The following is a 23,033-nucleotide window of genomic DNA, read 5'->3' on the forward strand; positions in this document are numbered from 1 at the left end:
TCCCGCCAGCCCCCTTCCCCCGAGGAGCCGCCGTGCAGACAGCCGTCGTCCTGTTCACCTCCGATCTGCGTCTGCACGACCATCCGCCGCTGTGCGCCGCGCTCGCCGCCGCGGACCGCGTCGTACCGCTCTTCGTCCGGGACGAGGCCATCGCCGCCACCGGGTTCCCCGCGCCCAACCGGCAGGCGTTCCTCGCCGACTGCCTCGCCGCGCTGGACGCCGGGCTGCGCGAGCGGGGCGGCCGGCTGGTCGTGCGCTCCGGCGACGTCGTCGAGCAGGTGTGCCGCGTGGCCACGGAGACCGGAGCCACCGAGGTGCACATGGCGGGAGACGTCAGCGGATACGCACAGCGGCGCGAGGAGCGGCTGGAGCGCGCGCTCGCGGCGGACGGCCGCGCACTGCGCGTCCACGACGGGGTGGTCACCGCGCTCGCACCCGGCGAGGTGACGCCCGCCTCCCGGGACCACTTCGCCGTGTTCACCCCGTACTTCCGCAAGTGGCGGGCGCAGCACGGCCGCGGCGTGCGGTCCGCGCCCCGCCGCGTCCCCGTCCCCGAGGACGTCCGCTCCGAACGGCTGCCCGCACGCCGCCGCCTCTCCGGTGTCTCCCCGGGCCTGGCGCCGGGCGGCGAACAGGAGGGGCGCCGGCGGCTGGCCGCCTGGCTGCGCGACGGCCTGGCCTCCTACGCCGGACGCCAGGACGACCTCGGCGACGACGCCACCTCGCGCCTCTCGCCGCACCTGCACTTCGGGACGCTCTCCCCGGTGGAGGTGGTGCAGCGGGCCGGCCGCGGCGGCGGCCCGGGCGCCGAGGCGTTCGTCCGCCAGCTCGCCTGGCGGGACTTCCACCACCAGGTCCTCGCGGCCCGCCCCGCCGCCTCCCGCGAGGACTACCGCACCCACCACGACAGATGGCGGCACGGCCGCGCCGCCGAGGAGGAGACCGCCGCCTGGCGGGAGGGCCGCACCGGCTACCCCGTCGTCGACGCCGCGCTGCGCCAGCTGCGGCACGAGGGCTGGATGCACAACCGCGGCCGGCTGCTCACCGCGAGCTTCCTCACCAAAACCCTCTATGTGGACTGGCGCGTCGGAGCCCGGCACTTCCTCGAACTGCTCGTCGACGGGGACATCGCCAACAATCAGCTCAACTGGCAGTGGGCGGCCGGCACGGGCACCGACACCCGGCCGAACCGCGTCCTCAACCCCCTCGCGCAGGCGGCCCGGTACGACCCGCAGGGCACCTATGTGCGGCGCTGGATCCCCGAACTGGCCGGGCTGGAGGGCCGCACGGTGCACGAACCGTGGCGGCTCGCCGCGGACGAACGCGCCGCCCGCGGTTACCCCGGGCCGATCGTCGACCTCGCCGACGCCAGGACCCGCTTCGAGCACGCCCGCGGCACCGGCCGGGGACGGCAGCCGTGAGCACCCCGCACCGGCACTTCGGCGACCAGCTCGGGCCGCACTTCACCACTCCCCGGGACGGGGCGCCCGGCCGCGCCGTCACCGCGTGGTTCCGCCGCAACTTCGTCGACGGCTGCGACCGGGTGATGCCGCCCGACGTCCTCGGCATGTCCCGGTACGCGGACGGCGGGCGCATGACGACGACGTCGTACACCACGGGCGGCGCCCACATCGACCGGACGAGCGATCTGCGCGGCCCCTGCGCGTACCGGCCGACGGAGCGCACGGCACCGCGCGCGTGCCCCTGCACCAGCGGGTACTGGGCCTGCCCGCACCGCCACCGCGAACGCTTCGCCCACCACCCGAGGACGGCGCGGGCGGTGCACAACCTCGACCGGCTCTCCGGCCCGGACGAGGCACCGCGGCACGAGCGTTCCCGCGGCGACGCCCCGCCGTGATCCACCGGACCCGCCCGGCCGGGGAACCGCTCCGGCCCCTGCGCTTCCGGTCCGTGCCCCGCCGTGGCGACCGCGCGGCGGGGGAGCGTGCTCCGGCCCGCGGCCTCTCGGGCGGGTCGCCGTCCCCGGCCGTGCGGGCGTGTGTTCCGGCCCGGTCCCGGCGCGCGGCGAACCTACGATGCGGAAACCTGCGCCCGGCCGGACGGAGAACCCGCCGGTGGCCCCGGGCGGAGGCGTCGGCGGAAGGAGCCGTGGCATGAGCGTGCAGCACCCCGCCGGGCGCGGACCGCTGGCCGGCCGGCCCGCCCGCGGCCCGCGCGGCAGCGCCGCCGAGGCGCCCGACTCCCCGGCCGGGGGCGGCGATCCGGTGGGGGTGCGGCACCCGCGGCCCGCCCGCACCGGCCCCCGCCCGGCGGCGACCGGGATCGCCGTCATCGGTGCCGGAGCGGCCGGCCTCACGCTCGTCGACGCGCTCACCGCGCCCGGCCGCCTCCCGGCGCCACCGGTGGTCCTGATCGAGGCGACGCCCGGGCCGCTGCGTCCGCCGCCGCGCACCTGGTGCTTCTGGCAGGAGGGCGCGGGCCGGTACGACGCCGCTGTCGGTGCCGCGTGGCAGCGGCTGCGGCTGCACGACACCGCCGGCCGCGCCGTGGAGCGCGACATCGCGCCGCTGCGCTACAAGATGGTCCGCTCCGACGACTTCGAGGCGCTGGTCTCCCGCCGGCTCGCCGCCCGGCCCGGGGTGCGCCGGCTGGCGGCCGACGTCGACGCCGCGGCCGGACTCCCGGGCGGCGGCGCCGAGGTGCGGGCCACGGCGGCCGACGGCTCACCCGTCACGGTGCGCGCCCGCTGGGTGTACGACTCCCGCCCGCCCGACCCCCTGCCGGCCGGCCGGACGGGGCTCCTCCAGCACTTCCGGGGCTGGTTCGTACGCACCGACCGCCCCCGCTTCGAGACCGGGACCGTGGAGCTGATGGACTTCCGCACCCGCCGGCCCGCACACGGCCTGTCCTTCGGCTACGTCCTGCCGACCGGGCCGTGCACCGCGCTGGTCGAGTACACCGAGTTCTCCCGCCGGTTGCTGGACGACGCCGCGTACGAGGAGGCCCTCGGGCACTACTGCCGCGAGGTCCTGCGGCTCGGCGGGTTCACCGTTCGGGCGCGCGAGACGGGCGTCATCCCCATGACGGACGCGCCCTTCGTCCGCCGCGCCGGGCCCGCCGTCTTCCGTATCGGCACGGCCGGCGGCGCCACCCGTCCCTCCACCGGCTACACCTTCGCCACGATCCAGCGGCAGTCCCTCGCGCTCGCGCGGGCCGTGCGCGCCGGCCGGTCGCCCGTGCCGCCGCGCCCGCACCCGGCCCGCGCCCGCGCGATGGACGCGGTGCTGCTGCGTGCGCTGGACTCCGGCCGGATCGACGGGCCGGAGTTCTTCGTCCGGCTCTTCCGGCGGGTGCCGCCCGGCCGGCTGCTGCGGTTCCTGGACGGCCGCAGCACGCTGGCCGAGGAACTGGCCATCGGCGCCCGGGTGCCGGTGCTGCCGATGCTGCACTGCGCCGCGGAGCTTCCCCTCCTGCCCCGCCGGACCCCGCCCGGCCCCCGCATCCCGACGAGGCCACGGCACGGGATCCCCGAAGGCCCGGAAGGCCCCGAAGGCTCTGGAGTCCCCGCAGGCCCCACAGGCCCCGAAGGCCCTGAAGATTGTCAAACCCCGGAAGTACCCGCCCCGCAGGAGGAGTTGTGAGGGTTCCGCCGTACGGCAGCCGGCGCGTTCCGGTGGGCCCCCGGGACCGCCGGGCCCGTTTCCTGCCGCCCCCGCCGGGGCGTGCCCGGCTCACGGACGATCCGCCGGCGGTGGCCGTGGCGGGCGGCGGCATCGCCGGGTTCGCGGCGGCGACCGTGCTGGCCGAACGCGGTGCCCGGGTGACGCTGTTGGAGCGCGAGACGTCGCTCGGCGGGCGGCTCGCGGGCCGGCCCGTGCGGCTGGCGGACGGCAGCCGGGCGACGATGAGCCGCGGTTTCCACGCCTTCTTCCGGCAGTACTACAACCTGCGCGCACTGCTCCGCCGCGTCGACCCCGGACTCGGCATGCTCCGGCCGCTCCCGGACTACCCGCTGCGGCACAGCAGCGGGCTGTGCGACAGCTTCCGCCGGGTGCCGCGCACCCCGCCGTGGAGCGCCGCCGGGTTCGTCGCGCTCAGCCCCAGCTTCGGCGCCCGCGACCTGCTGCGGATGGACCCCGTGGCCGCGCTTCCGCTGCTCGACGTCAGCGCCGCCCACATCCATCGGGCGCTCGACGACACGAGCGCGCACGACTTCCTCGGCTCCATCCGGTTCCCCCGGGCGGCCCGGCATCTCGCGTTCGAGGTCTTCTCCCGCAGCTTCTTCGCCGACCCGCGCGAACTGTCGGCCGCCGAGATGGTGTTGATGTTCCACATCTACTTCCTCGGCTCGTCCGAGGGGCTGCTGTTCGACGTGCCGGACGAGCCCTTCCCCGCCGCCCTGTGGGATCCGCTCGCCGGTCGTCTGGAGGCCCTGGGGGCGCGGGTGGAGACGGGCACGCCCGCCGAGCGGGTCGAGCCGCTGCCGGACGGGGGGTTCGGCGTCGTGGCGGGCGGTGCCGACCGGCGCTTCGACGCCGTGGTGCTGGCCCTCGACACCGACGGGCTGCGCGGCCTCGTCGCCCGCTCACCGCGGCTGGGGGATACGGCCTGGCGCGAGCGGGTGGGACGGCTGCGCACGGCGCCTCCGTTCTTGGTGTCCCGGCTGTGGCTGGACCGGCCGGTGCGGCCGGAGCGCCCCGGCTTCCTCGGCACGAGCGGGTACGGCTCCCTCGACAACGTGAGCGTTCTGGACCGCTGGGAGGGCGAGGCGGCCCGCTGGGCGGCCCGCAGCGGCGGCAGCGTCGTCGAGCTGCACGCCTACGCGCTGCCGGAGGACACCGAGCCGTCGGCCGAACAGGAGCTGCTGCTGGGCCAGTTGCACCGGGTGTATCCGGAGACCCGCGCCGCACGGGTGCTGGACGCCCGGCACGAGTGGCGGGCCGACTGCCCGGCGTTCCCGGTGGGCGGCCACCCGGACCGGCCGACGGTGCGCACCGGCGTCCCCGGCCTGGTCGTCGCCGGGGACCTGGTGGCGACGGGCCTGCCGGTGGCCCTCATGGAGCGGGCCGCGACCTCGGGCTTCGCCGCGGCGAACGTCCTGCTGCACCGGTGGGGCGTGCGCGGGGAGCCGCTGTTCACGGTGCCCGACGGCGGCCGGAGCCGGGCCCTGCGGGCGCTGGCCCGCTGGGGCCGCGGCCGCACGGGCAAGGAGAGCACCACCGCCCCGGCACGCATCTGACCGCCCCTCCGCGCCCGGTCGGCCGCCCTGCCTGCGCCGGGTCGGCGCCGCACGCCCGCGCCGGGGCGGACCCGTACGCCCGCCCGGGCGCAGGCGGGCACGTCCCGGGCACGCACCCGCGCGCGTCCGTCGGCACCCGGGCACACGAGGCGTCCGCACACCGACGGTCCGTACGACGCGCCGGCGACGGGCCGCACACTGCTCAGACGACGAGCGGGGTCGCCCCGGCGGCGAGCCTCACGCCGTCTCGGCGACGAGTTCGTCCACGCGGTCGAGCACCTTGTCGAGGACGGCCAGCCCCTCCCGCGCCTCGGCCTCGCTGACCGTGCACGGCGGAACGACGTGGATGCGGTTGGAGTTGGTGAACGGCAGCAGGCCCAGTGCCTTGGCCTGCTGCACGGCGCCCGCCATGACGGAGCTGCTGCCGCCGGTCGGCGCCACCGGGGTGCGCGAGCCCTTGTCCGTCACCAGCTCGACGGCCCAGAACACCCCGCGCCCGCGCACCTCGCCGACGGTGGGGTGCCGCTCGGCCAGCGCGCGCAGCTCCGGGCCGATGACCTGCTCGCCCAGGCGGCGCGCGTGGCCGTTCACGTCGTCGCGTTCCATGACCTCCAGGGTGGCGACGGCCGCGGCGCAGGCGAGCGGATGCCCGGAGTAGGTGAGCCCGCCGGGGTAGGGGCGGTGGGCGAAGTGCTCGTCGACGCGGGGGCCGACGGCCACCCCGCCCAGTGGGACGTAGCCGGAGTTGACGCCCTTGGCGAAGGTCAGCAGATCGGGTACGACGCCCTCGTCGGCGGAGACGAACCAGGCGCCGGTGCGGCCGAAGCCGGTCATGACCTCGTCGACGACGAGCAGGATGCCGTAGCGGTCGCACAGCTCCCGCACCCCGGCCAGATAGCCGGGCGGCGGCACCATGATCCCCGCGGTGCCGGGGATGGCCTCCAGCAGGACGGCGGCGATCGTCTGCGGGCCCTCCAACTGGACGACCTGCTCCAGGTGTTCGAGCGCCCGCTCGCACTCCTCCGCCTCGGTCGTGGCGTGGAAGCGGCTGCGGTAGAGGTACGGGCCGAAGAAGTGGACGACGCCGGCCGCGGCTCCGTCGTTGGCCCAACGGCGCGGATCCCCCGTGAGGTTGATCGCGGTGTCGGTGCCGCCGTGGTACGAGCGGTAGCGGGTGAGGACCTTGGGCCGGCCGGTGGTGAGCCGGGCCATGCGCACGGCGTGCTCGTTGGCGTCGGCCCCGCCGTTGGTGAAGAAGATCCGGTCCAGTGCGCCCGGGGTGCGTTCGGCGATCAGCCGCGCGGCCTCGGAGCGCTGGTCGTTGGCGTACTGCGGGGCGATGGTGGCCAGCCGGTGCGCCTGGTCGGCGATGGCTGCGACGACGTCCGGGTGCTGGTGGCCGATGTTGGTGTTGACCAGCTGGGAGGAGAAGTCCAGCAGCCGGTTGCCCTCGCCGTCGACGACGTGGGAGCCCTCGGCCGCCGTGACGACCATGGGGCTGATCTCGGCCTGGGCCGACCAGGAGTGGAAGACGTGCGCGCGGTCCAGCGCGTAGGTGCGGGCGGCGGAGCCCCGGGCGGCGTCCGGGCCCGCGGCGGACGCGGCGGAGACGGGAGACGGCGCGGCGGAGGGGGCGGCAGGGGCGGAAGGGGTGGACGGGGCGGACATGGTGGCTGCTCCTTTGTCCCGGCGGGTGGCCGGATGTGCCGGGGCCGGGTGCGCCGGGGCCGGACCGCCCGGGGGAGTCCGGGCGTCCGGCGCCCCGGCGTACGGCCGGGTCAGGCGTTCTGCGGGAATCCGAGGTTGAGGCCGCCGTGACTGGGGTCGAGCCAGCGGGTGGTGACGACCTTGGCCCGGGTGAAGAAGTGCACGCCCTCGGTGCCGTGCGCGTGGGTGTCCCCGAACAGGGAGCTCTTCCAGCCGCCGAAGCTGTAGTACGCCATCGGCACCGGGATGGGCACGTTGATGCCGACCATGCCCACCTCCACCTCGTTGCGGAACCGGCGGGCCGCGCCGCCGTCGTTGGTGAACACGGCGGTGCCGTTGCCGTACGGGTTGTCGTTGACGAGCTGGAGCGCCTCCTCGTAGGTGTCGACGCGCAGCACGGACAGCACGGGGCCGAAGATTTCGTCCTGATAGCAGCTCATGTCCGTGCGGACGCCGTCGAGCAGGGTCGGGCCGAGCCAGAAGCCGTCGGCGGCGCCGTCGGCCCGCACCGTCCGGCCGTCCACGACGAGCTTCGCGCCGTCCCGTTCGGCCGCGTCCACGTAGGAGGCGACCTTGTCCCGGTGGGCGGCGGTGACCAGCGGGCCCATGTCGCTGCCGCGGGTGCCGTCGCCGGTGACCAGCGAGCGTGCCCGCTCGGCGATCTTCGCCACCAGCTCGTCGCCGACGCCGCCCACGGCGACGACGGCGGAGACGGCCATGCAGCGCTCACCGGCCGAACCGAAACCGGCGTTGACCATGGCGTCGGCGGCCAGATCGAGGTCGGCGTCCGGCAGCACCACCGCGTGGTTCTTGGCGCCGCCGAGCGCCTGCACCCGCTTGCCGTGCGCGGTGCCCTGCGCGTACACGTACCGGGCGATCGGGGTGGAGCCGACGAAGCTGATCGCCTTGACGTCCCGGTGCTCCAGCAGCGCGTCGACGGCGGTCTTGTCGCCCTGGAGGACGTTGAACACCCCGTCGGGCAGCCCCGCCTCGGCCCACAGCCGGGCCAGCCAGAGCGCGGAGGACGGCGCCTTCTCGCTGGGCTTGAGCACGACGGTGTTGCCCGCCGCGATGGCCAGCGGGAAGAACCACATCGGCACCATCGCCGGGAAGTTGAACGGCGAGATGACGCCGACCACGCCGAGCGGCTGGCGTACGGAGTTGACATCGACGCCCGTCGAGGCGTTCTCGGTGAACCCGCCCTTGAGCAGGTGCGGCATCCCGCAGGCGAACTCCACGACCTCCTGGCCGCGGGTGACCTCGCCGAGGGCGTCCGAGAGGACCTTGCCGTGCTCGCTGGTGATGATCTCGGCCAGCTCCTGACGGCGCTCGTTGAGCAGTTCACGGAAGCGGAAGAGGACCGAGACGCGCTTGGTGAGCGAGGTGTCGCGCCAGGCGGGGAAGGCCGCCTTGGCCGCGGCGATCACGGCCCGGGCGTCCTCGGCGCCGGCCAGCGCCACCCGGCCGGTCACCTCGCCGGTGGCCGGATTGGTGACGGGCGCGGTGTTCCGGCTCGTGCCCGCCAGGACTGCGTTGTCCGCCCAGTGCCCGATCTGCGGCTGCCCGGTGTTCGCCACGGCGACTCCTCACGCTCTGTGCTCGCTGGCCGGCAGCCCGGCGCGGCCCGGCTGCCCTGTGTGCCCAGCCTGACAGCTGCCCGGCCGACGATCTGTACGACTATTCGAGGAGTTCTTTACACTGCGTCGGTGGTTCCGACAGTCCGCGAAGTGCTCGCCCTGCCCGTGCTGGCGGCCGGCCGCCCCCGGGTGGTGGGCGCCGCCGCCCATCTCGACCGGCCCGTGCGCTGGGTGCACATCAGCGAGGCGGCCGACCTCACGGACCTGCTGGAGGGCGGTGAACTCGTGCTGTCCACGGGCCTGCCGCTGACCGGCGACGAGGCGGGGACGGCGGCCTATCTGCGGATGCTGGGCGAGCAGCGGGTGGCCGGGCTCGTCGTGGAGCTGGGCACCCATCTGGTGCGGCTGCCGCGGCGGCTGGGGACGCTCGCCGACGAGGCCGGGGTGCCGGTCGTCGCGCTGAGCGAGGAGATCCGGTTCGTCGAGGTGACCCAGCAGGTGCACCAGCTGATCGTCGCCGACCGGTACGCCGAGGTGGAGTTCGCACGGACCACGCACGAGGTGTTCACCTCCCTCAACATCGCCCGCGCCTCCACCACCGACATCGTCACCCGCGCCTCCGAGATCCTCGGCGCCCCGCTCGTCCTGGAGGACCTCACCCGGCACGTGCTCGCCTTCTGCACGGCGGGCACCCCGGCTGCCCGGCTGCTCGACCACTGGGCCGAACGCTCCCGGCTGCACGGCACGGACGTGCGGGGGGACACCGGGGAGACCGGGCACGGCGGCGCCGCCGGTACCGGGGACGAGCGGGCCCGGGGAGCCTGGTCGGCCGTTCCCGTGGGGGTCGGCAGCGAGCGCTGGGGCCGGCTGGTGCTGCCCGCCGCCACGGCGGAGCCGTCCCGGGCGCGCATGGTCCTCGAACGCGCCGCCCAGTCCCTCCAGTTGCACCGTATGCTCCAGCAGGAGCGGGACGCGCTCCTGGTGCAGGCGCTCGGCGGGCTGCTGGACGATCTGCTCAGCGGCCGGGTGACCGACGAGGCGGAGGCGCTGGCCCGGGCCGGCGCGCTCGGCCTGGTACGCAGCGCCGCCTATGTCCCGCTGGTGGTGCGGGCCGTGCGGAGACCCGAGGCGGACGCCCTCACCCAGGGCGAGCGGGACCGCCAACTCCTCACCGCCGTACGGCAGTCGGTGGCCGCCGCCGGGCAGACCGCGATCGTCTCCATCCGCCGCGAGGGCACCGTCGCCGTCGTTCTGACCTGCGCGGGGCCCTACGGCGAGCAGCGCACCGAGGCGGTGCTGGGCGCGGTGTGCGAGGGGCTGCGCGGCCGGGCCCCCGGCTGGGTGGCCGGCACGGCTCCGGCCTCGACGGGGCTGGTCACCGCGGCGCGTGGTCTGGCCGAGGCGGAACACGTCGCCGACGTCGGCGTCACCATGCCGGGCACGGACCGGCTCTACCGGTCAACGGACGTGCGGCTGCGCGGGCTGGTGGCGCTGCTGCGCGACGACCACCGTGTGCAGGGCTTCGCCGAGACGGAGCTGGGGCGGCTGCTGGAGCACGACGCGCGTACCGGCGAGGGGCTGCTGGAGCTGCTGCGCGCCCATCTGGAGGCGGGCGGCGCCAAGACGGAGACGGCCCGCCGCACCGGGCTGAGCCGGCCGACCCTCTACAGCCGGCTGCGCGCGCTGGAGCGGGTGCTCGGCGTCTCCCTGGAGACGGCCGAGTCCCGCACCTCGCTGCACACGGCCCTGATGGTCCTCGACGCCCGTGCCGCCGGGCCCTACCTCGGGTCGCGGTCGAACAGGGACCTGGACCACAGATAGCCGAGCACTGTCAGCCCCAGGCACCAGCCCACGGCCGCCCAGCCGTCGGAGCCGATCCCGGTGCCGAGGAGCAGGCCGCGCAGGGTCTCGATGGCCGGGGTGAACGGCTGGTGTTCGGCGATCGGCCGGAACCAGCCGGGCATGGCGTCGACCGGCACGAAGGCGCTGGACAGCAGCGGCAGGATCATCAGCGGCAGCGCGTTGTTGCTGGCCGCCTCCGCGTTCGGACTGGCCAGCCCCATGCCGACGGCGATCCAGGTGAGCGCCAGGGAGACGAGCGTCAGCAGTCCGAGCGCCAGGAGCCATTCGACGGCGGTGGCGTCCGTGGCGCGGAACCCGATCGCCACGGCGACGGCCCCGACGAGCGCGACGCTCGCCACACATTGCAGGACGCTGCCGACGACGTGCCCGACGAGTATGGAGCCGCGGTGGATCGCCATCGTCCGGAAGCGGGCGATGATGCCCTCGGTCATGTCGGAGGCGACGGACACGGCGCTGCCGATCGTGGTGCCGCCGACGGTCAGCAGCAGAATGCCCGGCACGAGATAGGCGAGGTACTCCGACCGGTCGGCCCGGCCGCCGCCGATGCCGGCGCTCATCACGTCGCCGAAGACGTAGACGAAGAGCAACAGCAGCATGACCGGCGTGAGCAGCAGATTGAGGGTGAGGGACGGATAGCGCCGCGCGTGCAGGAGGTTGCGGCGCAGCATCGTGGACGAGTCGCGTGCGGCGAGGGACAGAGAACTCATCGGGCCGTCTCCTGGGACCGGGAAGGGGAGTCGGGCTGGGGCCGGAAGGGGGACCGGGAACCGGGCGGGGGCCCGGCGGACCGGTCGGCGGGACCGGCCGGGGCGGGATCGTCCGAGCCGGTCAGGGCGAAGAACACGTCGTCGAGGTCGGGGGTGTGCACGGTCAGCTCGTCCGCCTCGATGCCGGCGGCGTCCAGCCAGTCCAGGAGGGAGCGCAGTTCGCGCTGGCTGCCGTCGCTGGGGATCCGGAGCGCCGGCGCCTCGTCCCCGGACGCGCCGCCCTGCGCTCCGGTGAGCCCGGGAAGACCGGCCTCGCGCAGGGCGTCGGCCGCCGCCCGGTACGCCTCCGGGTCGGTGAACCGGAGCCGGACGTGGCCGCCGGGGACGATCCGCTTCAGCTCGTCGGCTGTCCCCTCGGCGGCGATCCTGCCGTCGTTCAACACCGCGATGCGGTCGGCGAGTTCGTCGGCCTCGTCCAGGTACTGGGTGGTGAGGAAGACGGTGACGCCGTCGGTGACCAGCTCGCGGATGATCTGCCACATGGCATGGCGGCTGCGCGGGTCGAGTCCCGTGGTCGGCTCGTCGAGGAAGATGATCCGCGGGCTGCCCACCAGCGTCATGGCGATGTCCAGGCGCCGCCTCATCCCGCCGGAGTAGCTCTGGGCGGGCTTCCGGGCGGCGTCGACGAGGTCGAACCGCTCCAGCAGCTCCGCGGTGACGCGCCGCCCGGTCCGCCGGGGCAGATGGTGCAGATCCGCCATGAGCAGCATGTTCTCCTCGCCGGTGATCAGTCCGTCGACGGCGGAGAACTGCCCGGTGACGCCGATCGCGGCCCGTACGAGGCCGGGTGAGCCGGCGAGGTCGTGCCCGGCGACCCGGGCCTGTCCGCCGTCGGCACGTATGAGCGTCGAGAGGATCTTCACGGCGGTGGTCTTGCCGGCGCCGTTCGGCCCGAGCAGCGCGAACACGGAACCGGCGGGGATGCGCAGATCGATGCCGTCCAGGACGGTCTTGTCGCCGTACGACTTGCGCAGTCCGACGGCGCAGACGGCGTCCGGTGGCGGATCACCGCGCCTCTTGTCGAGCATGGGCATGACAGATTCGGGCATGAGGTTCTCCGTCTCGAAGGTGTGCGAAGGCTGAAGCAGTCGGTGCGGCACGGGCCCGGTCGAACGAAGGGCGGGGCCCGGCAGAGCACCGGGAGAGGGGGAGAAGGGGAAGGGGAGGCGAGGGCGCTCAGGCCCGGGCCCGGCGGATGTCGATGTTGCCGTACCGGGTGCGGGCGCGGACCTGGACGGTGTCCTCGCTCTCCGCCGGCGACTCGGACGCCGCGAGCGTGTTGCGCACCTGCCCGGAGCGTGAGCTGACGTCGAGCCAGGCGGCGGTGCCCTCGCGGACGCCGATCTCGATGGCGCCGAACGCGGTCTCCAACTGGACGGAGCCACGGGCCACTTCGCCCACCCGCAGCGCACCGTGCGCGGTGATGGCGGTGACCGGGCCCTCGGCGCGCCGGATCTCGATGTCGCCGTTGGCGCCGCGCACCCGCAGCTCGCCCGTCGCGGCGTCCACGGTCGTGGTGCCGTGCGAGTTCTTCAGCACGGCCGGACCGTCGAGCAGGCCCGCGCGCATGCTGCCGGAGCTGGTGGTGATCTCGGCCTCGCCCTCGACCCGGTCCACGCTGATCGAGCCGTGCGACGCCTTCAGCTGGAGCGGGCCGGTCGTGCCCAGGCGGACATCGCCCGTCGCGGTCTTCACCCGGGTCCGGCCGAGGCGTCCCTCGCCGAACACCTGGACCCAGGCGCCGGTCATGTCGATCCGTGAACCGGTGGGCAGTTCGACCGTCACATCGACGGTGCCGGTCCGGCCGAGGCCGAACAGCTGGGCCTTGGGCGTGCGAATGGTCAACTCGCCGCCCGTGCAGGTGACTTCGGTCTGCTCGGCCGCCCGGACGTCCGGGTCACGCTGCGGGTCGCGGGGGCGCACCTCGACGACCGTGTCGAGCCGGTCGCTCGCGGTGAACTCGATGGACCCGGCGTCCACATGGGCCGTGGCCGAGATGGGTCGGGGAGTGTCGAAAAGAGGCATGGCTGTCCCGTCCTCAGAGGTCTTCGGGACGTCCCCGCTGGTGGGACGTTGAGTGGATGGAGTGGGCCGGTGGGCGCGGTCAGCGCACCCAGCCGGTGAAGCTCTGCCCGACGGTCCGGGTCCGTTCCGCCGGGTGCGCCCGTGCACCGCCGTCGACCGCCGCCGAGACGGCGCGTACCAGCCAGGCGTTGACCGACAGGCCCTCGCGGGCGGCGGCCTCCTCCGCGCGGGACTTGAGGCGGGCCGGCAGCCGCAGGTTCACCCGGGCGGTGCCGCCCTCGTCGCCGTCGGCCGGTGCCGGGAACTGCTCGGTGGGTGCGGCCGGTTCGGCGGTGCCGCCCTCGTCGCCGGACGGTGGTGTCACCACGAAGTCGGGGTCGAGCCCGCGCAGCCGTACGTCGACCGAGCCGGGGGCGAGTTCACGGGTGATCTCGTCCATCGCGGCGGAGAGCACGTTGAGCATGGTCAGCCTGCTCGCCGACTCCAGGGGAGCGGTGAGCCGCTCGGCCAGCTCGCGGGCTTCCTGGCCGCCGGCTTCGGCGGCCACCGCGAGTTCGCGGCGGAGGTGGTCGACATACGGGGTGAGGTCCATAGAGCCATCATGGCGCCAATATGGCACCAAGCGCAACCCCGTATGGCGCCGTCCCGTGCCGGAATCTGAGGGCACGCCTCCCACCTGCGGAAATGCGACGGGGGGTGGGTGCGATGGTGCCGCTTCCGCCTGCGATGTGGCCCTGTCGTGTGCCAGTTGTGCATTGAGTTGGCACCACGCGGTGCCAGTTGGTGTCCGCTGGTGCCGCCGCGGTGGCGCCGCGTGATCACAACCCTCGTCGCGATGGCCGATAGCTTGAGTTATAGTCTCTAACGAACGCGATGAAAGTTAGCAGGAGGGTGTCATGGCAGAGACGAATCCCACGGCGGACGGCGGCGACGGACTCCACGTCGTCCTCGGAGCCGGCCCGGCGGGCACCACGCTCGCCGAGGAACTGGCCCGCCGCGGGCACCCGGTCCGGCTCGTGAACCGCACGGGCGAGGGGGGGCCCGTCGCGGGTGTCGAGCGGCGCAAGGGGGACGTCGGCAGCCCGGAGGGCGCGCTGGCGGCCGTCGAGGGGGCGTCCGTCGTCCACCACTGTGTGAACGTCGCCTACCAGCACCAGGTCGAGGTGCTGCCCGGCGTCCAGGAGGCCGTGCTGGAGGCCGCCGCACGGGTCGGTGCGCGCCTGGTGGTGCTCGACACGCTGTACCCGTACGGCGAGACGGGCGGCGAGGTCATGACCGAGGAGACGCCCTGGCGGGCCACCTCGGCGAAGGGCCGGATGCGGGCCGAGCTGGACAGGCGGTATCTGGAGGCGCACCGCAGCGGCCGGGTCCCGGTGACCCTCGGCCGCGCGGCCGACTTCACCGGCCCCCGCGTCCTCAACTCCACACTGGGCGCGGCCGTCTTCCCCGGGGCGCTCACCGGCGGTGAGGTGCTGGCGTTCGGCGACATCGATCTGCCGCACAGCTACTCCGACATCCGCGACGTGGCGGCCGGGCTCGCCGTCCTGGCGGAACGGCCGGAGAGCGACGGGCGGGTCTGGCACCTTCCGGTGGCGCCCGCGCGGACCACGCGGGAGATCCACCGGCTGATCGAGGAGCAGGCCGGCCGGCCGCTGAACGTGACCGTCCTGGACGAGACGCGCCCCTTCGGGCCCTTCGACCGGACGTTCATGGACTCCTACGCCGAGATGTTCTACCAGCACACCGAGCCCCAGATCATGGACTCCACCGCCTTCGAGGAAGCCTTCGCCGTCCGGCCGCACACGCTGGAGGACACCGTGCGCGCGACCCTCGACTGGTACCGGAACCTTCCGCCGAACGGCTCCTGACCGGCGGGCGGTTCGCCGGATGTGCCCCGTGAAGGGGTGAAGTGGGCCCTGGGTGGCCCGGGTTCACCGTCCGGCGTGCCGGAGAGCCGCATCTCCCTTGCGTATGCCGGGAGTTCGCGTCGGCTTCGCCCGGCCGCACCCGGTGCGTGGTTGCCCCGCGCGGCCCCCGCCGGGTATTACTCCGAGGTAACCGACGGGGCTCCGCGCCCCCTCCGGCCCGTCGCCGCCTCGCCCCAGGGAGAAGCATGAAGCCGATGAAGCTGTCCGCCACCGCGCTGCTGGCCACCGCCCTCGTGGCCTGGCCCGCCGCCTCCGCGCAGGCGGCGGCGCCCGAGCCCGCCGCGGGCGGTGCGCCGCAGCTGCGGGTGCTCAGCTACAACGTCTTCCTGATGAGCAAGAACCTGTACCCCAACTGGGGCCAGGACCACCGGGCGCAGAAGATCGCGGCGGCGGACTTCTTCCGCGGCAACGACGTCGTCGTCCTCCAGGAAGCCTTCGACAACTCCTCCTCGGACGCGCTCCTGCGCGACGCCGCCGGCGACTACCCCCACCACACGCCCGTCGTCGGCCGCGGCAAGGACGGCTGGGACGCCACCGGCGGCAGCTACTCCCCGCTCACCCCCGAGGACGGCGGGGTGGCCGTGCTCAGCAAGTGGCCGATCGTGCGCAAGGAGCAGGTCGTCTACAAGGACGCCTGCGGCTCGGACGCCATGTCCAACAAGGGCTTCGCCTACGTCGAACTCGACGTCGACGGCACCAGGGTGCACGTCGTCGGCACCCACACCCAGTCCACCGACCCCGGCTGCTCAGCGGGCGAGGCGCAGGCCGACCGGGCCCGGCAGTTCCGGCAGATCGACGCCTTCCTGGACGCCAAGAACATCCCCGCGGACGAGGAGGTGCTCGTCGCCGGGGACATGAACGTCGACAGCCGCAGCCCCGAGTACGACTCGATGCTGCGCGACGCCGGGCTCGCTCCCGCCGACGCACGCACCGGCCACCCCTACTCCTTCGACACCGAACAGAACTCCATCGCCGCCGACCGCTACCCCGACGACCCCAGCGAGAACCTCGACCACGTACTGCACCGCGCCGGCCACGCCCGCCCCGCGACGTGGAACAACAAGGTCGTCCGCGAGGAGACCGAGCCCTGGACGGTGCGCAGCTGGGGCAAGGAGTACACCTACACCAACCTCTCCGACCACTACCCGCTGATCGCCGGGGACGTCTGAGCAGTCGGCCGGTCGGCCGGTCGGCCGGTCGGCCGGCCCGTCGGCCCCTCGGCCCGGCGCCCGTGCACCCGCCACCCGGCTGCCGCCCCTGCCGCCGCACGACAGGCGGGCACGGGCGGTTCCGCCCAGAATGGGGGTGGTGGCCCCGCCCGCCGCGCCGCCCGGCCACCGCCGGGCCCGGCGCGGCGGGCCGTGCGAGCCGGGAGGCAGCGATGCAGCGCTTCGGTGAACCCGACGGCGGGCCCACCGCACGGAGCGCACCCCAGGTCGCCGCGCACGTCGCCCTCGCCGTCAACGGCATGGGCAGCTTCACCTGGGACATCCCCTCCGGCGTGATGCGCTACGACGACGCCGGCCTCGCCGTCCTGGGCTTCCGGCCCGGCGAGTTCGACGGCCGGCTGGCCACCCTCGGTGAACGGATGCTGCCGGAGGAGATCCCGGCCATCACCGCGCAGGTGGACCGCGCGCTGCGGGAGCGCTCCGGCTTCAGCCTCTACTTCCGCATCCGGCACGGCGACGGCTGGCTGCGCTGGACGCACACCCAGGGCAACGTCGTCACCGACGAGGACGGCCGGCCCGCGCAGGTCATCGGGATCATCCGGGACGCCAGCCAGGAGCTGCGGGCCTTCGACCGCACCGAGGAACTGCGCCAGGCCCGCAGCGACCGGCGCCGCCAGGCCGACATCGTCCGGCACATCACGGAGGCGCTCGCCCCCACGGTCACCGTCGACGACGTCGCCGATGCGCTCACCGGGCCCGGACTGCTCGCACGGCTCGGCGCCTCCAGCATCGTCCTCGGCCTGGTCGACGGCGGTCGGATGGCGCTCGTCGGTTCCAACGGCGTCCCCGGCGAACTCATCCGCGACTTCCATCTGAAGAACATCGGCGAACCGCTGCCGCTCACCGAGGCCGTCCGCACCCGCGAGCCCGTCTTCATCACCGACCGTGACACCTTCGTCGAGCGGTACCCGGGACTGCGGCCCTACCTGCGCCGGTTCTCCGAGGCCACCTCGGCCGTCTACCTCCCGCTCATCGCCCAGGGCACCGCCATCGGCGCCCTCGGACTCACCTACGACGGCAAGGCCCGCTTCACCCAGGACGAGCGCACCGTGCTGACGGCGCTCAGCAGCACCATCGCCCAGTCCCTCCAGCGGGCGCTCCTCTACGACCAGGAACACGAGCTGGCCGCCGGGCTCCAGACGGCGATGCTGCCCGGCCGGATGCCGCAGGTGACCGGCCTGTCCCTGGCCACCCGCTACCGGCCGGCGCGCGCCCGGGGCGGCATCGGCGGCGACTGGTACGACGCCATCGCCCTGCCGGACGGCCGTATCGCCGCCGTCGTCGGGGACGTACAGGGCCACGACGTGACGGCCGCCGCCGTCATGGGCCAACTCCGTATCGCCCTGCGCGCCTACGCCGCCGAGGGACACCCGCCGACCACCGTCATGGCACGCGCCTCCGCCTTCCTCGCCGAACTGGACACCGAACGCTTCGCCACCTGCCTCCTCGTCCTCGTCGACCCCGGCACCGGTGCCACCGTCACCGCACGCGCCGGCCACCTGGAGCCGCTCGTACGCCACCCCGACGGCACCTGCGCCTGGCTCGACACCCCCGGCGGGCTCCCGCTGGGCCTCAGCAGCCTCGGCGCCGAACCCGCCCACCCGACGACGGAGACCGTGCTGGAGCCGGGCTCCACGCTGCTGCTGTGCACCGACGGGCTCATCGAGGCCCGCGCCAAGGACCTCGACCAGGGCCGCGCCCAGCTCCTCGACGCGGTGCACACCGGCCCCGCCGGGCCCGAACCCCTCGCCGACCATCTGCTGCACACCATGGGCGGCTGGACCGGCGGCGAGGACGACGTCGCGCTCCTGCTGCTGCGGCGCTCACCGCACCGCCGGTCCTCCGCGCCGCACATGGCGGCCACCGTCACCGCCGCCGACCCCGACTCCCTCCAGGCCGCGCGGCTGGCCCTGCGCGCCGCGCTGCACCGCTGGTCGCTGGAGGAACTCGGCGACACCGCCGAACTGCTCGCCAGCGAACTCGCCACCAACGCGCTCCTGCACACCGACGGCGACGCCACCCTGACGGCCCGGCCCGTGCACAACGGCGGGCGCGCCCTGCGTGTCGCCGTCACCGACACCTCGCCCGTCTCGCCCCAACGCCGGGCCGCCACCGAGCAGTCGACCACGGGGCGCGGCCTCGTCCTCATCGAGGAGCTGGCCACCGACTGGGGCGTCGAACCCCGCGGCACCGGCAAGAGCGTCTGGTGCGAGATCACCCCGCCCACCTGCTGAGCCGCGCCCACCTGCTGAGCCGCGCCAAGTTACCGAGCCCCGCCCGCCAAGTTTGCCGAGCCCCGCCCGCCCAGCTGCTGAGCCGGGCCCGCCCAGTTGCTGAGCCCCGCCTGCCCGTCGGGTCCGCCCGGGTGCCGAGCCCGGTCCGAACGAGCCGACGCGCGGTTCCGCCCGCCGAGCAGCCGACGCGGGGCCCGGAGCCCCGAGACCCCGAAGCCCCGAGGAACCGGAGAACCGGAGACCGGAGGCCCCAAGCCGGGTGCGGAGCGCGCTACTCGCCGGGCGGCGGGGTGAAGGCCACCTCCAGCACCCGGCCGCCCGTGCGGACGCGCAGCCCGTCCCGGGCCAGCCGCGCCGCCGGATCGGCCACCGGGTCCGCCTCCCACCACAGATGCACGGCCGAGCCCAACAGCACCGGATCCAGCCGGGGTTCGGCACGCCCCCAGCCGCGCCGTGCCGCGGCCTCCAGCGGCCCGCCCGTCCGCAGCCGCAGCAGACAGCGGTTCGGGCCCAGCGCGGCCACCGCGACGTTGGCGAACTGCTCGGCGAGCCGCTCGTCCACCCAGTCCACGGCGGCGTGTTCGCCCTCGACGACGGTCCGCGCCAGGACGAGCGCGCTCCACTTCCGCTGCTCGTTGGCGTCCCGGTCGGTCACGGCGAAGAACCCGCCCGCCCGGTGGTGCAGCCGGTCACCGACCGGGCGGCGGCGGATCTCGACCGTTCCGTCCGGCAGGACACCGCCGTCCACGTCGTAGGCGACCGGGGCGGCGCGGTGCAGCCCCGCGGGCGGCGGCACCGGGCGCGGCTCCGGACCGTCGGCGGGCGGCCGCACCCCCTTGTGCTCCAGGAAGGAGTACATCGTCTCCTGGAGGATGCGGCCCGCGCGGCCGCGTGCGCCCAGCTGCCGGTCCGCGATCTCACCGTGCAGCCCCGGGTCGAACCGCGCGGGCCCGGCCCGCAGTTGCGCGTACAGATCGCCGTCCGGATCCAGCCGGGGCGCCTCGTGGGCGAAGGCCGCGGTGGGGGAGTGCGGATCGAGTTCGTCCAGGCCGGTGGCGGCCAGCAGCGTCACCCGGCCCTGGGAGGCGCTGTAGAAGGTGGTGCTGCCGTGGTCCCCGACGATCAGATCGGCCGCGACGATCGCCGCCCGCCAGCCCTCCTCGGGAGGGACGATCACGAGCCCGGCGTCGACGGCTCTCGCCAGCCGGGACAGCACCTCGCTCGTGCCGTGCCGCGCCCACACATTGGGATGCAGGACGGCGGCGACGGCGAACTCGTCGACGGGGAGGGACGTCACCAGCCGCTCCGGCAGCTCCGGGCAGCGGCCCAGCAGGGAGTGCTCGCTCCAGGTGGAGTGCACCACCACGAGCCGGCGGTGCCCCTCGACGCCGAAGCAGGCCCGGTAGTGGTCCCGCCGGCGCCGGCTGGCGGTGATCCGGTCGAAGCACCAGTCCCCGACCACCAGGGCGCGCGGAGCGGCCGGCGGGCACGTCCGGGCCAGCCTGTCCCGCTGCTCCTCGTGCGAGACCCCGATCGTGGCCGGCACCACCTTGCCGCGGTGCATCAGCTCCCGCGCCGACAGCCCGGCCGGGGAGACCGCGTCACCCGTCGTCTCCGGCACCAGCCGGTTGTAGCCGGCGCCGTGCGGCAGCACCATCAGCGGGGCACGCAGACCGTGCATCGACGCGTTCACCGTGCACGCCACGGCCAGCTCGAAGCGCCGCCTGGTGGCCGTCCGCCACGGCAGCACCTCGACGCCGAGCCGGGCGAGATAGTCGTCGAGACCGTCCGTGAACACCGAGCCCGGATTGACCGTCCAGGAGATCTCGATGCCGTCCTCCGGCCGCAGCAGCGTCAGCACATCGCGCAGCCGGGTGGCCGAGGTCAGCGTCCGGGCCACCGCCAGAACCCGCGCCTTCGGCTCCGGCCAGGTGTTCCAGCGCTCCCGCGCTGCCCGTCGCGGCGCTCGGCGGAGGAACGGCAAGGGACTCTCCGGTGACGACTCGGGGATGGGCCGACGGGCGTACCGCGCCGGGCGGGTCGAGGCGATCGTACTGAAGGGGACGCCGCTTCGACGGAGCCACCCGCCCGGGCCCGGCCCTCGGCTCACCGCGCCCGCGGCCCGCCCCGCCCGCCGTCCGTCTCCCGCCCGGCGTCCGCCGCCACGGCCTCCCGCAGCCGCGCCGCCTGCTCCAGGCCGGAGCGCCGCAGCCGGTCGTCGCTGACCTCGTCCGCCAGCTCCGCCGTGAGATCCAGCGCCTGCTCCAGCTTGGCGTACTGGCCCAGCTCCGCGGCCCGCACGGCGGCGTCGACGGCGCACACCACGGCCGCGTCGGCGTCCCCGCCCGCCCGGTGGGCCCGGGCCCGCACCAGCTGCGCCCGCATCTGCATCAGCGCGTCGTCGGCCGGGCCCGCCATCGCCTCGTCCAGCACCGTCAGCGCCTCGCCCGCCCGGCCGCAACCCACCAGCGCTTGCGCGAGGTTGTAGCTCTGCACCACCACACCGTGCGCGTCGCCCTCGTTCGCCCGCAGGGCACGGGTGAACAGCTCGGCCGACTCCTCGGCGCGCCCCGTGCCCAGGGCGATCAGCCCGCGCGTCTCCCACACCACGCCGTGCAGCCGCCGCTCGTCCACCAGGGGCAACAGCTCCTCGGCCGGGGCGATCTCCGCCCCGGCGCGCTCCCACTCGCCCAACTCGTAGTGTGCACGAGCCAGTTGGTTGCGCATCCGGATCTCGGCGTCCGGCCGGGCACTCCACTGCGCCGCCGTGATCCCCAGCCGGTGCGACTCGATCCAGTCGCTGTAGTGCTTACGGCTGTGGTAGAGCGCCCACAGCGACTCGCACAGCTGCCACACGGCGTCGTGCTCACCCAGCTCCGCGGCGGCCCGGAGCACCGCCAGCAGATTGGACCGCTCCGCCTCCAGCCACTCCAGCGCCTGCGCCCGGCCCGTGAACGGGCAGGTGCCCGCCGGATCGGGCTGGAGCCGCAGCCTGCTGCCGAACGTCGCGTGGTCGGCGTGCGCGGCACGCGTCACACAGAAGCCGACGAAGCCCCGCAGCGCCGCGGTGCGCCGCTCGGCCGGAACGTGCTCGCGCGCGTGGCGGCGCGCATGGGCCCGCACCACGTCGTGCAGCCGGAACCTGCTCACCTCCGGGTCCCTCGGCGACGCGTGCCGCAGCGCCAGATGCGCGGTCAGCAGCTCGCCGATCGCCTCCGGGCCGCCGGGCGCACCGGCCGCCTCGACCGCCTCCCGGGTGAACGTCGTCCCCGGGTAGCAGCCCAGCGTCTCGTACAACTCCCGTGCCGCGTCCGGGAGTTCCCGTACCGCCCGGTCGAAGACGGCCTCGGCGGGCACCTCGTCGTCCACCGACCACCGCGCACCGCCCGCGTCCGGGCCCTCGGCCGCGTCCAGCTCGCGCACCGCGTCCTCCAGCGTCAGATGGGACCGGGACACGATGCGGTGGCCGGCGGCCCGCAGCGCCAGCGGCAGGCCGCCGCACAGCCGCACGAGCCGCTCGGCGGTGCCCTCCGCCGCGTCGTGCCGCCAGCAGCGCACCAGCTCCGTGCCGGCCCGCTCGTCCAGCGGGTCCACCGTCAGCTCCGCCGCACCGTCCAGCACCAGGGACGGCAGCCGGCGGCGGCTCAGCACCAGCAGACGGGCACCGCCCGGGCCGGGGAACAGCGGCCGGGCCTCCGGCGCGTGCTGCACGTTGTCGAGGACGATCAGCAGCCGGCGGCCCGCCGTCGCCGTACGGAACAGCGCGGCCCGGGACGCCGGCGTGGCGGGCATCCGGTCACCCGCGCCCAACGCCACCAGGAAGTCGGCGAGCACCGCGCTCACATCGACGGCGCCGTCCCGCCGCCCGTCCTCCAGATCGGCGTACAGCTGGCCGTCCGGGAAGCGCTCCGCCACCTCCTCCGCCCACCGCGCCACCAGCTGGGTCTTCCCCACGCCGCCGAGCCCGGAGACCGCCACGAGCCGGTTCGCCTCCAGCGCCGACGTCAGACCGCTCAGCTCCGCCGTCCGGTTGACGAACGGGACGGTCGCCACGGGCAGTTGGCGCGGCACGGGCAGCGGGCCCGCCTCGCGCGGGACGACCGTCAGGCTCTCGATACGTTCCGCCTGCACCACCGAGCCGTGCACCACCGCATGCCCCGCCAGCGTGTTGTGCGCCGGGCGCCGGTCCCGGCCGCCGGATGTGGTGCCGCCCGCCACCGCGGCATGCGGCCCGGGCGATGCCCCCGACAGCCCACCGTTCCCGGCACCCTCCTGACCGTCCACGCGTGCGCCTCCCTGCCCTCGCCGCCACCGTGACGCGGAAACCGCCCCCGCGCCTGCCGGCCCAGCGTATTGCCTGCCGCGGGCCGGTGGGGAGTTCGCCCGTCGCCCGGGGGCCGGCCCCTGGCGGGGAGCCGCGGTGCGTGGCGGGTGCGCGGCGCGGGCGCGCGGTGCGTGTGCGTCACCGGGCGCGGTGTGTGCGCCACCGGGCGGGTGGGGCGC

General features: G+C 75.0%; 15 protein-coding genes and 1 pseudogene. 8 read left to right on the plus strand and 8 right to left on the minus strand.

Translation table 11 applies throughout. The features are described from left to right. The first annotated feature begins 32 nt into the window (after window positions 1–32). From SCA03_RS11600 to SCA03_RS11615, 4 genes and pseudogenes are all read left to right on the plus strand, one after another. Complete coding sequence (locus SCA03_RS11600) at window positions 33–1,421, plus strand: cryptochrome/photolyase family protein (RefSeq protein ID WP_086818039.1); 1,389 nt, start codon at window positions 33–35, stop codon at window positions 1,419–1,421. 65 nt (window positions 1,422–1,486) lie between these two features. Continuing rightward, a pseudogene (locus tag SCA03_RS11605) lies at window positions 1,487–1,858 on the plus strand (cryptochrome/photolyase family protein); the annotation flags it as partial. Between the two features lie 256 nt (window positions 1,859–2,114). After that, window positions 2,115–3,602 carry a lycopene cyclase family protein gene (locus tag SCA03_RS11610; RefSeq protein ID WP_141275354.1) on the plus strand — a complete coding sequence of 496 codons (1,488 nt, stop codon included), beginning with the start codon at window positions 2,115–2,117 and terminating at the stop codon, window positions 3,600–3,602. After that, window positions 3,599–5,200: an FAD-dependent oxidoreductase gene (locus SCA03_RS11615; protein WP_170298296.1), complete on the plus strand. Its 1,602-nt coding sequence runs from the start codon at window positions 3,599–3,601 to the stop codon at window positions 5,198–5,200. Before SCA03_RS11610 ends, SCA03_RS11615 begins: the two co-directional genes overlap by 4 nt. Before the next feature lie 237 nt (window positions 5,201–5,437). Here SCA03_RS11615 and SCA03_RS11620 read toward each other — a convergent pair whose 3' ends face one another. Further along, window positions 5,438–6,868: an aspartate aminotransferase family protein gene (locus SCA03_RS11620; RefSeq protein ID WP_141275355.1), complete on the minus strand. Its 1,431-nt coding sequence runs from the start codon at window positions 6,866–6,868 to the stop codon at window positions 5,438–5,440. Window positions 6,869–6,978: 110 nt separating this feature from the next. Then, a complete protein-coding gene (locus tag SCA03_RS11625; RefSeq protein WP_030887817.1) occupies window positions 6,979–8,484 on the minus strand; it encodes a CoA-acylating methylmalonate-semialdehyde dehydrogenase in 1,506 nt (501 codons plus the stop codon). A gap of 129 nt (window positions 8,485–8,613) precedes the next feature. Between SCA03_RS11625 and SCA03_RS11630 the strand changes: the two genes are divergently transcribed. Continuing rightward, the gene (locus tag SCA03_RS11630) at window positions 8,614–10,305 is read left to right on the plus strand and encodes a PucR family transcriptional regulator (RefSeq protein WP_051857164.1); all 1,692 of its coding nucleotides are present in this window, start codon (window positions 8,614–8,616) and stop codon (window positions 10,303–10,305) included. On the opposite strand, the gene SCA03_RS11635 is transcribed toward SCA03_RS11630, so the two are convergent. From SCA03_RS11635 to SCA03_RS11650, 4 genes are all read right to left on the minus strand, one after another. After that, a complete protein-coding gene (locus tag SCA03_RS11635) occupies window positions 10,263–11,054 on the minus strand; it encodes an ABC transporter permease (RefSeq protein WP_030887811.1) in 792 nt (263 codons plus the stop codon). The two genes, SCA03_RS11630 and SCA03_RS11635, sit on opposite strands and share 43 nt — an antisense overlap. Next, window positions 11,051–12,163: an ATP-binding cassette domain-containing protein gene (locus SCA03_RS11640; RefSeq protein ID WP_078874085.1), complete on the minus strand. Its 1,113-nt coding sequence runs from the start codon at window positions 12,161–12,163 to the stop codon at window positions 11,051–11,053. The genes SCA03_RS11635 and SCA03_RS11640 overlap by 4 nt, the downstream gene beginning before the upstream one ends. Window positions 12,164–12,290: 127 nt before the next feature. Beyond that, on the minus strand, window positions 12,291–13,139 hold the full coding sequence (locus tag SCA03_RS11645; protein WP_030891462.1) for a DUF4097 family beta strand repeat-containing protein: 849 nt from the start codon (window positions 13,137–13,139) through the stop codon (window positions 12,291–12,293). A gap of 79 nt (window positions 13,140–13,218) precedes the next feature. Further along, window positions 13,219–13,731 (minus strand): toxin-antitoxin system HicB family antitoxin, encoded by a 513-nt coding sequence (locus SCA03_RS11650; protein WP_030891465.1) that lies wholly within the window; start codon window positions 13,729–13,731, stop codon window positions 13,219–13,221. 304 nt (window positions 13,732–14,035) lie between these two features. On the opposite strand from SCA03_RS11650, the gene SCA03_RS11655 reads away from it, so the two are divergent. The 3 genes from SCA03_RS11655 (at window position 14,036) to SCA03_RS11665 (ending at window position 18,530) form a co-directional block, all read left to right on the plus strand. Further along, complete coding sequence (locus tag SCA03_RS11655) at window positions 14,036–15,007, plus strand: NAD-dependent epimerase/dehydratase family protein (RefSeq protein WP_086818138.1); 972 nt, start codon at window positions 14,036–14,038, stop codon at window positions 15,005–15,007. A 245-nt stretch (window positions 15,008–15,252) separates the two neighbouring features. Further along, window positions 15,253–16,236: a sphingomyelin phosphodiesterase gene (gene sph / locus SCA03_RS11660; RefSeq protein WP_230988598.1), complete on the plus strand. Its 984-nt coding sequence runs from the start codon at window positions 15,253–15,255 to the stop codon at window positions 16,234–16,236. 212 nt (window positions 16,237–16,448) lie between these two features. Then, window positions 16,449–18,530, plus strand: coding sequence for a SpoIIE family protein phosphatase (locus tag SCA03_RS11665; protein ID WP_141275356.1), 2,082 nt, complete (start codon window positions 16,449–16,451; stop codon window positions 18,528–18,530). 271 nt (window positions 18,531–18,801) lie between these two features. Here the strand turns inward: SCA03_RS11665 and SCA03_RS11675 are convergent, their stop codons facing one another. Together SCA03_RS11675 and SCA03_RS11680 are read right to left on the minus strand one after the other, a co-directional pair. Further along, window positions 18,802–20,514 carry a hypothetical protein gene (locus tag SCA03_RS11675; RefSeq protein ID WP_086818411.1) on the minus strand — a complete coding sequence of 571 codons (1,713 nt, stop codon included), beginning with the start codon at window positions 20,512–20,514 and terminating at the stop codon, window positions 18,802–18,804. Between the two features lie 122 nt (window positions 20,515–20,636). Further along, a complete protein-coding gene (locus SCA03_RS11680; RefSeq protein WP_141275357.1) occupies window positions 20,637–22,814 on the minus strand; it encodes an ATP-binding protein in 2,178 nt (725 codons plus the stop codon). Window positions 22,815–23,033 lie beyond the last annotated feature (219 nt).

It is taken from the genome of Streptomyces cacaoi (assembly GCF_006539165.1).
GTDB classification, from domain to species: domain Bacteria; phylum Actinomycetota; class Actinomycetes; order Streptomycetales; family Streptomycetaceae; genus Streptomyces; species Streptomyces cacaoi.

Coding starts and splice junctions, on each gene's coding strand:
- SCA03_RS11665 (WP_141275356.1), top strand. CDS start 16,449: ATGCAGCGCTTCGGTGAACCCGACGGCGGGCCCACCGCACGGAGCGCA.
- sph (WP_230988598.1), top strand. CDS start 15,253: ATGAAGCCGATGAAGCTGTCCGCCACCGCGCTGCTGGCCACCGCCCTC.
- SCA03_RS11635 (WP_030887811.1), bottom strand. CDS start 11,054: ATGAGTTCTCTGTCCCTCGCCGCACGCGACTCGTCCACGATGCTGCGC.
- SCA03_RS11650 (WP_030891465.1), bottom strand. CDS start 13,731: ATGGACCTCACCCCGTATGTCGACCACCTCCGCCGCGAACTCGCGGTG.
- SCA03_RS11620 (WP_141275355.1), bottom strand. CDS start 6,868: ATGTCCGCCCCGTCCACCCCTTCCGCCCCTGCCGCCCCCTCCGCCGCG.
- SCA03_RS11640 (WP_078874085.1), bottom strand. CDS start 12,163: ATGCCCGAATCTGTCATGCCCATGCTCGACAAGAGGCGCGGTGATCCG.
- SCA03_RS11610 (WP_141275354.1), top strand. CDS start 2,115: ATGAGCGTGCAGCACCCCGCCGGGCGCGGACCGCTGGCCGGCCGGCCC.
- SCA03_RS11655 (WP_086818138.1), top strand. CDS start 14,036: ATGGCAGAGACGAATCCCACGGCGGACGGCGGCGACGGACTCCACGTC.
- SCA03_RS11645 (WP_030891462.1), bottom strand. CDS start 13,139: ATGCCTCTTTTCGACACTCCCCGACCCATCTCGGCCACGGCCCATGTG.